The organism is Streptococcus respiraculi (genome assembly GCF_003595525.1).
GTDB lineage: Bacteria > Bacillota > Bacilli > Lactobacillales > Streptococcaceae > Streptococcus > Streptococcus respiraculi.
Map to the genome: position 1 here is coordinate 193,201 of NZ_CP022680.1, position 13,945 is coordinate 207,145.

The following is a 13,945-nucleotide window of genomic DNA, read 5'->3' on the forward strand; positions in this document are numbered from 1 at the left end:
CTCAAAAAATCAAGTTTATTAATAACATTTTTTTGTATAAAATTTGTAAAAGTTTGTCATTCGTTTTGTTGCAAGTCAATTTGGGATGTGATAGACTGGACATATATAAGTAAGCGCTTTCCAAAAATAGAGAGGGGATTTCTGAATGAAAAATGAAATCATAAAAGTAGATGGCGGGGAAATTCGGCTGTCAAAGATTATTTTAGGTTCAAGTGACTATCTAAAATTAAATAATATGGCTAAAGTTCATACGATGTTTGGGGCTTATGTGGCGTCTGGAGGGTTAGCGATTGATACAGCACGCCATTATAGGGAAAGCGAATCGGTTATCGGAGAGTGGCTAGATGGGAAGCCTCGCTCAGCCTATACCATTATTACTAAGTGTTGTCATCCTGTTCGAGAAGCTCCTCACACACCGAGGGTGACACCAGAGGCCATTGTTCAGGATTTGGAAACTAGTTTAGAAATGTTAGATACGGATTATGTGGACATTTTGTTACTACACCGTGATGATCCCAATTATCCTGTAGGCCCTTTGATGGAGACACTTAGTCGACTAGTAGATGACCAGAAAATACGAGCGTTTGGGGTATCGAACTGGACTCTGAATCGTATTAAGGAGGCACTGGCGTATTGTGAGGAACATCAATTACATCCACTATCATTTAATAGTCCTAATTTAAGTTTGGCTACTGTTAATTGCCAACGATGGGATAATACAGTCACGGCTGATCAAGAAATGCTTGACTGGCACGAGGCTAATCAATTTCCATTGATTGCATGGTCTGCACAGGCTGAGGGTTTCTTTGGACATCGTTTTAAACAAGAAGACAAAGATAACCCAGAGTTAAAAGAATTTGTAGATGTCTATTTTAACGAATTGAATTGGAATCGTTTATCTATCTGTGATCGGTTAGCAGAAGAAAAAGGAGTAAAACCAATTCAGGTTTCATTAGCTTATGTCTTAAACCAACCATTTCCAGTGTTTGCAACGATTGGTCCAGAAGAAGAATGGCATCTTCAGGATTCGCTAGAAGCGTTGGACATTCCACTATCAGATAAGGAAATGGAATCTTTAAAGAAAGGAGAGTAGAAATCAGTGGAGAGAAAAAAGATAGCAGCGCAGCTCTATTCGGTTCGGAAAGAACTAGCCGAAAATCCAGAAGCAACTTTTAAAGCGTTAAAAGAAATTGGATTTGAGGCTGTACAACTCGATGGAATGCGTGGACATTCTCCTCAGGAAATCAAGTCTTTAATTGATCAATATGGTTTTGAAATTGCGGGTATGCATATTAAGCATGATCGGTTCTTTCACGATGTAGATGGTATCATAGCAGAATCCTTGCTATTTAATTGTAAGACCATCTACGATAAGTATATTGATGATGAAGAGCAGCACGTAGAAGGGTATATCAAAACCAAGAAGCAGTTGTTACGCGTTCAAAATCGATTAAAGGGACTAGGATTTCGTGTCGGTTTGCATTGTCCAGAGTATGATTTTAATAACCAGATAGAGGGTGCAACAGTTTTAGATTATATCACCGCTCCGGATTATGGACTGGGTATTTATGCAGAACCAGATACGTATTGGATGTCTGTTGCAGGTAAAGACCCCGTGGAAGAATTCAAAAAGTTCTCGTACCGTGCTCCGATTGTACACCTGAAGGATTATAAAAAAGGATATAATCCGACAGATATGGACAATAACTTGACAGAGTTAGGCAATGGTGATGTACGTTTTGATGAAATCGTTCGCTGGGGAGAAGCAAATGGAGTAGAGTATTATTGTATTGAACAAGATTACTCTAAGATTGGAATGCTACATAGTTTAGCAAAAAGTTTTGATTATTTAATATCAATTTGAAAAGTGAGGAAATACAAATGAAAAGCAGAACAAAGTGGATGCTGATGAGCGGAGTATTGCTAGGTGGAGCCCTACTGAGTGCTTGTGGCAGTAGTTCATCAAAATCAAGTGATAAAGTATCGCTGTCAATTAATTATTATAATGGAGCGATTAGCGATACTGCTATTGAAAATGCTAAGAAGCAATTTCCAGATTATGAATTGAATTTCAAACAAATACCGGCTAATGGAGATTTTGATACAAAATTAAAAGCCAGTCTCAATTCAAAATCGGCTCCGGATATTACAGCAATCAATAGTAACATTGCCGATTACATTCCATATAGTGACCGTTTTGTAAACTTATTAGACTATGGTACAGCTGACTTAGCAAAAGAATACGTTGAGTGGAAGTGGGATTCTTGCTTTACCAATGACAAATCAGCTCAGATTGCTATGCCGATTGATATTGGGCCAACTGCTCTATTCTATAATGTTGAAGCCTTTAAAAAGGCAGGATTACCAACAGACGATAAGGCAGTCAGCGAGTTGTTGAGTAATGATGAAAAATATATGGAAGCGGCTAAGCAGATGAAAGAAAAAGCAGATATGCCGATGTTCCAATCATCACTATCTCTTCTTCAACAACGGTATCGCGCAATGACCAAGCACATCTATGACAAAGATGGAAAATTAATCTATGCTGATGGTGAACTGAAAAAAGCATGGGATTATGCTGTTATGGCAGAAAAGAATGGTTACACACTTGGTGCAAAAGGAAATAGTGCAGATGGTGCTAACTCTGTTCAACGGGGCTTGTTTGGTGGTATGATTGAAGCTTCTTGGGGGATCAATGACCTGGCTGAAGATGGTGCAGCTCCTGAACAATGGTTAATTGCTAAGTCCCCATTATTGCCTTCAAACTATGGTGGTTCTTATCTTGCAGTCATCAAGACAACAGCTTTCCCTAAAGAGGCTGCCGAAGTTGTCAAATATTTGACCAATGAAGAAAGTCAACGAGTAAATTATAAAGAATTGGCGCTCTTCCCAGCTAACAAAAAAGTATTTGATGATGATTTTGCAAATGTAAAACACGAGCTGTTTGGTAACGAGCAGTATAATCATTACTTTATCGAAGCAGCAAATGCTTTGGAATACGTTCCATTTGATCCACGTGAATCAGCTGCCTTTGAATGCTTTGAAAACCAAATGACCCTTGTTGCAGAACAAGGAAAAGCTCCTGAACAAGCATGGAATGATGCGATGAAGAAGGTAGAAGAAATCTCTAAATAGTTGATAGAACATTGTTTTGCTAGTAGATGAACGATTTCTACTAGCAAAACTTATCTTTCAAGGAGATGAAAGGTATGACGATGAGTAAGAAAAAAGATGTTGACAAGTATGTTCCCTATCTTTTTATTTCTCCCTTTTATATTTTGTTTTTGATTTTTGGCCTCTTTCCTATTATTTTTGCGGGGATTTTAGCCTTTAATAAATGGGATGGCTTAGGAGAAATGAGATTTGTCGGATGGGGAAATTTTATCCGATTGATACATGATGCGGATTTTTATCTATCCGTGAAAAATACATTGATTATTTGGGCGGTTGGAACTTTTCCAATGTTATTCATTGCTTTAGTGTTGGCATTTATGATCAATCTAAAGTTTGTGAAGCATAAAGAATTATTAAAAGCTATTTTCTTTTTACCGAATATTACCTCAGTTGTAGCAGTGACGATTTTGTTTGGACTTATCTTTTCTAATTTGGATGGTCTTGCCAATAGTTTGTTGCAATATTTGGGCCTAGCACCGATAAAATGGGTAACATCGACCTTCTGGGTTCGAATTGTTATTGCGCTCATTAATATCTGGATGTATCTAGGCTATAACACGATTATTTATCTGACAGGTATTACAAAAATTCCAAGCGACTATTATGAAGCGGCGATAATGGATGGTGCAACGAATCTGCAAATTTTCCGTCACATTACGATTCCGCAATTAAAACCGATTATTTTGTTTACAGTTATGATGTCGACGATTGGTGGTTTGCAAGTATTTTCAGAAGCGCAAGTTTTAGTACCGCAAGGAGCGACACCCGAAGGTGGTGCGATGACCATTGTTTATTACTTGTATAATACAGCCTTCTCCAATAATGATTATGGATACGGGTCAGCCATTGCTTGGGCCTTGGTGATTATTATCATGATCTTCTCGTTATTAAACTGGTATTTGACGACTTATCGCATAAAGGGAGAATAAATATGGGAAATAAGCCGTTTAAATTATTTGTCAGAATCTTTTTAGGAATTGGTGTGATTTTATCTGTTTTCCCATTTTATTGGATGTTAGTGATGGGAAGTAAAGAAAACAAGGAAATTTATCAGATTCCACCAAGTTTACTATTGGGTTCTAAATTATTTCAAAATATTGAGACTGTTTTTAGAGAAACACCGTTCTTTCATTCAGTTCTGAATACACTCTTTATTGCAATTACATCTACGATACTCATTTTGTTCTTTGATTCATTGGCAGGTTTTTCCTTTGCGAAATTAAAATTTAAAGGGAAAGGATTCCTATTCACATTTTTATTGGGGACAATGATGATTCCAGGGCAATTAAATATTATTCCCTCCTTTTATTTGATGGACAAATTGGGTTGGGTTGGCTCGTATAAAGCACTAATCATTCCTGGGATGGCGAACGCTTTTGGTATTTTTTGGATTAAGCAATACTGTACAGATGCGATACCAGACAGTCTTATTGAGTCAGCAAAATTAGATGGTTGTTCTACGTTTAATGCATACTTTAAAATTGCTTTACCCATTATGAAACCAGCCTTGGCTTTTTTGGCCTTGTATTCATTTATGGGTTCGTGGAATGACTATATCTGGCCGTTGATTATTTTGAATGATGAGTCGAAGTACACATTGATGCTAGCGCTCACTCAGTTAAAAGGACTTTACACTGTTAATTATCCTCTAGTTATTACAGGCGCACTATTAGCGACAATTCCGTTATTGATTGTATTTGTTATCTTTAGTAGGCAGTTAATTGCAGGTATTACAGAAGGGGCTGTGAAGCAGTAGATAGGGCGATGAAAGAAAAAGTAATAGAATGGCAAGCAAAGTTGATGGATATTATTATTGTAAGTGCGATTAGTGTGATTGGTTTACTGACCATTATTGGAGGGGTATACGGTTTACTGATAGCATTTGTATACTTATCTCCGTTGTCTGATAGTAAGTGGATGATTGTAAAAAATAGAAAAGTCATTGCTATTTGTGTTGGAGCTCAGCTGCTGGTCTATGTTTTCTTGTTCATTCTCTTATTGAATCTTCATATTCTGCCTGTTTTGCCAAGTCCACTAGTCCTTCTTAGTAGTCTTTTACTAACCGTACTAGGCATTGGGGGATTTTCTCTCTTGACGACAGGTATATGGCAGTTGGCAAGAGGGCAGTGTCCTTCCATGGAACTGTTGTATCAAGGAATGAAATTACTGATATTAGGAGTTCCAAGTTGGATATTGCTGTTTGTCTTGTTACTGCTAGTAGGTTTTGTAGTGGTAATTTACCCACCCTGTATGGTTATAGTAGTAGGTGTGTTTCTTCAGCTACTCAATAAGATGAGTGAGAAGATGATGATACGAATAATACAGTAATGAGGGGAGGAGTGCTATGAAGTTGACCCAGCGGGAAATCGACTTGCTCCGGTTTATTTTAGAACAAAAAGATGGACTGGAAATCGAGAATATCCGTCAAAGATTAGGCTTGTCTGATAACCAGATTCGATATACCATAGGAAAAATTAATCGCTTTTTACAAGCTAGGAAAGCGAGTTTGTTAAAGGTGGAAAAAGACTGTATCTGGGTAGGGGATAGGGAAAGAGTATCGAAAGAGTTTATCTTTTTTGTGTCTCACACGACACCAGGTCAGTTCAAATTTACGCCCCAACAAATGGAGTATTTTATCTTGTTGAAATTGTTGATTGGAGATGACTATATTCCGATTAATTATTTCACAAGGGTTCTTAGCTCTTCCCGAACTAGTATTGTGAATCTTCTTGAAAAAGTGAAAAAGCGGTGTGCAAGAGAAAAGATTCCACTCGATTATGTATTAAGACGGGGATACTGTGTTCCAGAGTATAGTTTTAAACGTTTTGCGCTCTTTGTGTCGCTATTAAAGAAATTGATTAATATCCGAGAAATCTATAGTTTTTATTATAAGGATAATGTGTATTCAAAAGTTGGCGATTTAGTGTTCTTTGACATTTTTGAATTGGATGTGCTATTTGAAGCCTTAGAGAAAACCATTGACTATTCAAAAACGGTAGACAACCAAATGGATGATACGGCATTTTTGAATATGATGATTTTACAGTATAAATTACTGAAGGTTGAAAACGAGCCTCTTACCTTAGGTCGACAAATAAAACAGCAACAGTTGCATCAGTTTCTGTCGATTTTGGAAATGAATCATGAGCAAAAGGTTGAAGATTCACAGCTAGCACAAGATTTACTTGTCTATCTAAACAAAAAAATTGCAGCCTCGTTTCAACTGGTAGAATCACATCATGCGTCAGAAGTATTGGTCCGCCATCTTCAGCGATTTATTCTGAGACAAAAGCAGCACAATCCTATGCAGGATGTGAATTTAGACTTTGTCAAAACACATCCAGAATTGTTTCAAACTATTTTTACAGCACTGCGCTCATATAAGGGGCAGATGTTTAAGCATGTTACGGTATCAGAAGCAGCCTTGGTGACTCTTTACTATATCAATGGGATTGATGAGCCACAATCGGTCTGTCAGTCCTGCCCTCGAATTCTCATTATTTGTGCGGAGGGTCGTGCTATTTCACGTCTCTTAAAAGGAAGAATTGCCCGTTTTGTTGATGAACAGTACATCGATACAATCGCTGTCTTTGAATTTCAGCCGAAACAAATTCAGGACTATGATTACATTATTACTACCATTAAATTACCGGAGGTTAACTCGGAGAAAGTCATCTATACAGACAATGCATTTTCGGACGTCTTTTTGAAGAAGATACAGAAGATGTTAGCCGCACAAGTATATGTAACGCCATCACGCGACGTAACGAAATTGTCACAGATCATGGAAGTTCTAGTTGAAGAATTGGGTGATCATATTGAAATGGATCGCATAGAGGCAAAGATTATTAATATTTTAGCGACGAATGTTGCAAAGAAATCTTCGGTTTCTTCAGTAGACTTTGTTTTTGATCCGACCATGCTAGTCTATCATCAAAATCAACAAGAACTGGAGTGGCGTGAGGCTGTGCAGCTTAGCTCTGAATGTCTGAAGGAGCATGGGAGTATTGAGGAGCGATACACTCAAAAAATTATTCGGAATATCGAGCAATTTGGCATGTATATGGTGATTGCTCCGGGTGTTATGCTGGTCCATGCAGGGGCAGAAGACGGGGTAAGACAAAATGGTCTTAGCATGCATATCTTTCAAGAACCTGTTATTTTCCCTTCGACAGATGGAATGCCCATACAAGTTATTGTTGTCGTAGCAATGGACAAACAAAATTCATATCCGATTATTGAGGGTCTTGTTCATTGGATTACGCAGGAAGAAACATTGTTTACTCTGCGAGACAGTGGAAATCGTTTTAAATTGATACAAAAAATAAATACTTTATTAGGAAAAAATGAGGGAAGATGATGAACGAGATTTCTTTTGAATTGATTTCAAAAGCAGGTACTGCTTTTTCAATGTTAGTGGAAGCACTACGAGAAGCTAGACAACGTCATTTTGATAGTGCCGAACAAAAAAGGCTAGAAGCCGAGCAATTGATGAATGAAGCCCATAATCTCCAAACTCAGTTGATTGTGAAGGAGATGAATGGGGAGGACAATCAAGTCAATGTGCTGTTGGTTCATGCTCAAGGGACATTAATGAATACGATATTGATGTCCACCGTTGTCGAAGAATTTATTTTGTTATACAAAGAAGGAGAATAAAATGGAAACATTATCAATCTGTTTGGCTTGTAATTTGGGAGCGTCAACTAGCATACTTGTTGGGAAAATGCGGACTATTGTGGAAGCAAGTGAAAAATTATCTACTAGCAATGTAACCATCGATGCAGTACCAGCTGGTAGCATTGATGATAAGATTTTGCAGACGTATCAAGTTATTTTATTAGGGCCACAAATTGGCCACCGGAAAGAAGAAATTGAAGAGAAAGCCCGTCCTTATCATGTACCAGTAGCTGTGATTAATGCGGCTGATTATGGGACGATGAATGCCGCAAATATTTTAAAAGAAGCCATTTACTTGATAAAGACTAGTTCACTTGAGGGTTAAACGAGTGGTATTGAACAGATTTCATCAGATGTTGGAGCGATTTCAGAAAATGATTTTACCCTTAGTCGGTAAACTGGAAAAAAATAGATGGTTTCAAGGGTTGAAGCAATGCCTGCTGCAGTTAAATATGCTAATGATAACCATGTCAGCTCTTGCGATGGTCAATATCGTGAATCGTTCCTGGATACACAATCAGTTGATAGGTAGGCTGACTACAGAATTATTAACATTGACTACGCAACATTTTTCATGGATTTTTTTCATCCTATTAGCCTATCTAGTAGCTCAAGAACAGACAAAGTATCTATTTTATTGTTGTAGCACGATTGTTTTCCTCCTGCTAAGAGGGATAGGGGAGCAGGAGCTGACAGATATGCCAGTGGCCTTTTGTTCGCTTCTATTTAGTGCTGGGATTATTCATGTCTATCAATGGATGCTGGCGCGATTGAAGCGGTATTTATCATTGCCGATGAAGGGAATCGAATACGCATTTCAAGCAATTTATTTTTTACTAGTATTTGCTATATTGTGGGGCGGGGTACAGGTTTTATCTGGTGTTGCGATTGTCCGCTGTATCCAATATTTGACGCTAGATCATCCTTTAGTGGTTTTTCTCGTTGTCTTTCTTGAAATGCTTTTGTGGTATATCGGTATCAACGGATATGGAGTTTTGGTTCCGATTGTGCTCTTTTTCGCGGTAAATCATTTTCAAGCCAATCTAGTAGCCGTTGCAGTTGGACGGGTACCAGAATACATTTTCACACCAAATTTGTGGGATTATTTTTTCAGCTTAACAGGTTCTGGATTGACTGGCGCATTGGTTATTCTCTCCTTGCTCAGTTCTAAAAAGAGCTTTAAAGAAGTAGGGAAAGCAGCTGTTTCTGGCATGTTTTGGTCGGTGTCAGAGCCGATTGTTTTTGGTGTTCCTGTAGTAATGAATCGATATTTGTTTGTGCCATTTGTGATTGGGACACCGCTCTTAGCCGTATTTCAATGGTTTGTTTTTCGAGTCGGCTGGGTCAATCCACCAATCTTTTTTGTAGCAGATATGCCCCTTCCACTAGCACCATTCCTTGCAACTTTAGATATTCGCTCCTTGGTGCTGGTTGGTGTGGTATTCATCCTAGCTATACTGATGTACTACCCATTTTTTAAAGCCTATGAAAAAAATTACCAAGAACAAGTCGAGGAGGACCGCTATTCAGATTTAGATTTAGATTTTTAAACAGGAGGTACATGATTGCAAAAGTCAATATTAAAAATTGTATTTGGAAATATTTTGCTTGGTTTAGCTTACGCTAAATTGATGGTACCAAACCATATTATCAATGGTGGCGTCACGAGCTTATCGTTGATTTTTAGCAGTATATTTAAGATTGATATTACTGTTTTTACAAACGGAATTACGATAGCCCTGCTCATCATAGCTTATCTATTTGTAGGACGATCTTTTTTGGTATCTTCGATTGTAAGTAGTCTATCTTACCTGCTGTTTTTCAATGTATTTTATCACTTACCTTTTACCTTGCATACAGCTATTGCTGTTGATTTTTTGCTAGCTGTTTTATTGATAGCAAGCGGTTATTATTGCTGTTTATCAGAAAATTCTTCTACGGCAGGTTTGGATGTCTTTGCGGTCATCCTACACAGGCGATTTCCTGCCTATTCAGTAGGACGTTATTTGCGGTATATCAATGTGGCTGTTTTAGGGCTAGGCTATACTTCCTATGGTCTTCGTTCTGTTGGTTTGGGTATTGTGTTTAGTGTTTGTTTTACCAAAGTTATGGATATGCTGATGCAGCAGAAAGAATGAAGAAGTTTTAAGGAGCTGATACATGAGTTTATTTTACCTAACAGAAAAGCTACGTGCTCGGATCAATGAGTTGGAGAATCATCGCTTTCATACCATTCAAACCATTCCAGAGTGGAAGTTATTGGAAGATACGACCAAGCAGGAGAAATATCCCCCTTCACCATTTTCAAACAGTGCTCCTTTTGTAATAGGAGATACTTGGAAGGGGAGAGATTATTACCTGTGGATTCAGCAAGATATTACAATCCCAGATGAGGATGATGTTTATTTGTATTTGGATTTCGGTCATACTGGTGGTGGTTATAATTCAGGATTTGAATCCCTTTTATTCATTGATCGAGAAATTTATCAAGGGGTTGATTCAAATCATAAGGAAGTCAAATTAGCAGAATGCTATCGGAATCGGACTATTACTGTGTCTCTTAAACTGTGGTCTGGTTTAGAAGGTGGCGGAGAGGAAAAAATCCAGATACATGAATTCCGAAAAGCCGCGTTATGTCGTTTGAATCGCCCGGTCGATGAGTTGATGTGCTATACAGATTTATTGCATAAGACAATGGCTGAACTAGGAGAAGAGCATCCCTTGTATCATCGTTATGCAGTTTTATTAAATCATACGTTTCAACTGGTAGACTGGTCGGAACCTGGTAGTGAATTGTTTTATCAATCCATAAGAAGTGCTCATAATTATCTAAAAGTAGAGCTTCAATCGATGCCAAAAGATAGCCCAATCACAGTGACTACTATTGGGCACACTCATATTGACGTAGCTTGGTTGTGGCGATTAAAACATACCCGTGAAAAGGCAGCGAGAAGTTTTGCAACAGTTCTACGCCTTATGGAAGAATATCCAGATTATATTTTCTTACAAACCCAACCCCAGCTTTATCAGTTCATAAAAGAAGATTATCCAGAACTGTTTGAAAAAATTAAGGAACGTGTGGCAGAAGGTCGTTGGGAAGTTGATGGGGCTATGTGGTTAGAGGCTGATTGCAACATTCCATCGGGTGAATCCTTGACCAGACAGATTTTACATGGCTCACAGTTTATTCGTAATGAATTTAATAAGGATGTACACTATCTTTGGTTACCAGATGTTTTTGGTTATTCATGGGCTTTACCGCAAATTTTGAAAAAGAGTGGAATCGATACCTTCATGACAACTAAAATCAGTTGGAATCAGTTCAATCGTATGCCACATGACACCTTTGTTTGGCGGGGACTGGATGGTTCTGAAGTATTGACTCATTTTATTACTACACCGGAACCAGGTGAAGAAAATGAATGGGAATCAAACTGGTATTATACCTACAATGGTGAGCTAGAGCCTGAAACTGTTCTAGGGGTTTATAAAGCCTATCGTGATAAAAATATTAACCAAGATCTGCTGATTTCCTATGGTTTTGGAGATGGCGGTGGTGGTGTGACTCGGGAGATGTTAGAGAAACGTAAGGTTATGGACCAATTACCGGGTTTGCCGTATGTTAAAAATGGGCGCGCAGATGACTATTTTGCTACCTTGCAAGATACGTTCAAAAATACTTCTCAATATGTTCATACATGGGATGGAGAATTATACCTAGAATACCACCGTGGAACCTACACATCTCAAGCTTTTGTGAAAAAAACTAACCGACAATGCGAATTGTTCCTACGTCGATTGGAGTATATCTTTTCACTACTAGATATGAAAGCGCATACTGACTATCCTAAGGAAGAGTTGTATGCGCTATGGGAGACCGTTCTGCGGAATCAATTCCATGATATTATACCAGGCTCATCCATTAAAGAAGTCTATCAAGATTATCGTATGGAGATGGGAAATGTGCTCGACAGAAGTAATGATCTACTCGAGCAATTAGCGACTTCTTCTTCAGCGCTAACTGTATGTAATACAAGTACGTGGGAAAGAAGTTCAATCCTAGAATTGCCACTTGCTCCTTCAGGATACGGTTATACAAATTCTTCAGGACAGCTATTGTTGAGCTTTGATTCAGAGGATAAAACGTATGTTTTAATGGAGCACCTTCCTGCTTATGGTTCTGAAATCCTTCAGTTGACTCAATGCCAAACAGCTCAAGAAACTCAAATAATCAGTGCGAAGATTGGCTCTCATTTTATTGAGAATGAATGGTACCATATTCAATGGAACGAAGAGGGGCATTTGACACGTATCTACGATAAAGAGTGTCAGAAAGAAGTACTCACGGGTCAAGGAAATGTGTTCCAGTTATTTGAAGATAAGCCAATGAACTTTGATGCTTGGGATATTGATATTTTCTATCAAGAAAAATATCGTGTATTGAGTGTAGAGGATGTGGAAGTCATACCGACCAATCCTTTGTTTGACAGCATTCGTTTCCGTTATCGTTTTGGAAAATCTACCCTCGTGCAGGAGATGAGACTCTATCACCACACCAAACGAATCGACTTTGTAACAGAAGTCGATTGGCAGGAACGCCAGCAATTGTTGAAAGTCAAATTTGATGTAAATGTTCGAAATACCTATGCTACGTATGATATTCAATATGGGAATGTTCGCCGTGCAACAAACTGGAATACCAGTTGGGAGCTGGCTAAATTTGAATCAGTTGTCCACCAATGGGTTGATTTATCACAGAGAGATTACGGTGTGAGTCTACTCAATGATTCCAAATATGGTTGTGATGTGAAAGGGCAAACTCTACGCTTGAGCTTACTAAAAGGAGCAATTTATCCAGATCCGACGGCGGATATTGGGACTCATCAGTTTACCTATAGCCTTTATCCGCATAGTGGCGATTACATTGAGGGAGAAACAGCAAAAGAGGCTTGGGAAATTAATGACGAATTATTGGTGGTAAATACTACTCTTGAGCTACCTAAGATTTCTATGATGGGTGGAGAGCATGTGGTTATGGATGCTTTGAAGAAAGCTGAAAATGAAGATGGCTACATACTTAGGTTACATGAGTATGCTGGCGGTACGGAGTCTCTGACCCTATCTATTAAGGATAATCAGTGGTGGCAGGAAGTTGATTTGTTGGAAAGACCAGTAGGTGATAAGCAGTATGGGCCAATTGACGTTGCTATTCAGCCGTATGAGATTAAGACATTCCGTATTGGAATAGGAAAAGAGGAGAAATCAACATGCAATTAATCAAACACCCCATTTATTTTCCGCTTACAAAGGGCGTAGAACTCATCCAGTATGTTAATCGAAAAAATAGTAGAATGAAGTATACTTCGGTTGAAGTTTATGAACTGCAAGCTGAGGCAGAAATGGTATTTTCTACGGAGCAAGACGAATGCTGTGCGGTGATTCTATGTGGGCAAGCGAGTCTATTTGTTGATTCGGAAACTTCTTTTCTACATCTAGGAACAAGAGAATCTGTTTTTGAGAAAAAGCCGACTGATAGTGTTTACCTTGGCATAGAAAGCCAGTGTAAGGTAGTAGCAGATACAGACTGCCGTATTTTGCTAGCTAAATCTCCAACAACAGTGAAAAAACCAACGAAATTACTATCTCATCAGGACGTTGCCATTGAATTTCGTGGAAAAAATCAAAATCAACGGAGAGTGCATACAATGTTATCTGATACCAGTGAGATCAGTGATCGTCTGTTGGTGGTTGAAGTGTATACAGATAGTGGTCACTTCTCTAGCTATCCTCCGCATAAACATGATGAGGATAATCTTCCTAAGGAATCAATGCTAGAGGAGCTATATTATCATGAGATTTTCCCAGCTCAGGGGTTTGTTTTTCAACGGGTTTACACAGATGATCGGTTGCTTGATACTAGTCTGTCGTGTCACAACAAAGACATTGTCTTAGTTCCTAAAGGTTACCATCCAGTAGGGGTACCAGATGGCTACGAATCGTATTATTTAAATATTATGGCTGGACCACAGAAAGTGTGGAAATTCACCGATGATCCAGATCATCAATGGACTAAAAATAGATAGGAGACAGC

At 38.4% G+C, this 13,945-nt stretch carries 13 protein-coding genes; all 13 read left to right on the top strand.

Going from position 1 to position 13,945, the window contains the following annotated elements:
• The first annotated feature begins 145 nt into the window (after positions 1–145).
• The 13 genes from CHF41_RS00925 (at position 146) to iolB (ending at position 13,937) form a co-directional block, all read left to right on the top strand.
• Positions 146–1,093 carry an aldo/keto reductase gene (locus tag CHF41_RS00925; protein WP_119875597.1) on the top strand — a complete coding sequence of 316 codons (948 nt, stop codon included), beginning with the start codon at positions 146–148 and terminating at the stop codon, positions 1,091–1,093.
• Positions 1,094–1,099: 6 nt separating this feature from the next.
• Complete coding sequence (locus CHF41_RS00930) at positions 1,100–1,864, top strand: sugar phosphate isomerase/epimerase family protein (protein ID WP_119875598.1); 765 nt, start codon at positions 1,100–1,102, stop codon at positions 1,862–1,864.
• Between the two features lie 17 nt (positions 1,865–1,881).
• Positions 1,882–3,135: an ABC transporter substrate-binding protein gene (locus tag CHF41_RS00935; protein WP_119875599.1), complete on the top strand. Its 1,254-nt coding sequence runs from the start codon at positions 1,882–1,884 to the stop codon at positions 3,133–3,135.
• Between the two features lie 74 nt (positions 3,136–3,209).
• A complete protein-coding gene (locus CHF41_RS00940) occupies positions 3,210–4,103 on the top strand; it encodes a carbohydrate ABC transporter permease (RefSeq protein ID WP_240622961.1) in 894 nt (297 codons plus the stop codon).
• A gap of 2 nt (positions 4,104–4,105) precedes the next feature.
• Positions 4,106–4,930 (top strand): carbohydrate ABC transporter permease, encoded by an 825-nt coding sequence (locus tag CHF41_RS00945; RefSeq protein ID WP_119875600.1) that lies wholly within the window; start codon positions 4,106–4,108, stop codon positions 4,928–4,930.
• An 8-nt stretch (positions 4,931–4,938) separates the two neighbouring features.
• Positions 4,939–5,502 carry a hypothetical protein gene (locus CHF41_RS00950; protein WP_119875601.1) on the top strand — a complete coding sequence of 188 codons (564 nt, stop codon included), beginning with the start codon at positions 4,939–4,941 and terminating at the stop codon, positions 5,500–5,502.
• 16 nt (positions 5,503–5,518) lie between these two features.
• Entirely contained in the window at positions 5,519–7,534 is a 2,016-nt protein-coding gene (locus tag CHF41_RS00955; protein WP_119875602.1) for a BglG family transcription antiterminator, read from the top strand.
• On the top strand, positions 7,531–7,833 hold the full coding sequence (locus CHF41_RS00960; protein ID WP_119875603.1) for a PTS sugar transporter subunit IIA: 303 nt from the start codon (positions 7,531–7,533) through the stop codon (positions 7,831–7,833). Before CHF41_RS00955 ends, CHF41_RS00960 begins: the two co-directional genes overlap by 4 nt.
• A gap of 1 nt (position 7,834) precedes the next feature.
• A complete protein-coding gene (locus CHF41_RS00965; protein WP_119875604.1) occupies positions 7,835–8,179 on the top strand; it encodes a PTS sugar transporter subunit IIB in 345 nt (114 codons plus the stop codon).
• Positions 8,180–8,228: 49 nt separating this feature from the next.
• Positions 8,229–9,404, top strand: a complete 1,176-nt coding sequence (locus CHF41_RS00970; protein ID WP_162911897.1) for a PTS transporter subunit EIIC — start codon at positions 8,229–8,231, stop codon at positions 9,402–9,404.
• Positions 9,405–9,419: 15 nt separating this feature from the next.
• Positions 9,420–9,992, top strand: a complete 573-nt coding sequence (locus CHF41_RS00975; protein WP_119875606.1) for a YitT family protein — start codon at positions 9,420–9,422, stop codon at positions 9,990–9,992.
• Between the two features lie 22 nt (positions 9,993–10,014).
• Complete coding sequence (locus CHF41_RS00980; RefSeq protein ID WP_119875607.1) at positions 10,015–13,131, top strand: alpha-mannosidase; 3,117 nt, start codon at positions 10,015–10,017, stop codon at positions 13,129–13,131.
• On the top strand, positions 13,122–13,937 hold the full coding sequence (gene iolB / locus CHF41_RS00985) for a 5-deoxy-glucuronate isomerase (RefSeq protein ID WP_119875608.1): 816 nt from the start codon (positions 13,122–13,124) through the stop codon (positions 13,935–13,937). The genes CHF41_RS00980 and iolB overlap by 10 nt, the downstream gene beginning before the upstream one ends.
• The last annotated feature ends 8 nt before the right edge of the window (positions 13,938–13,945 follow it).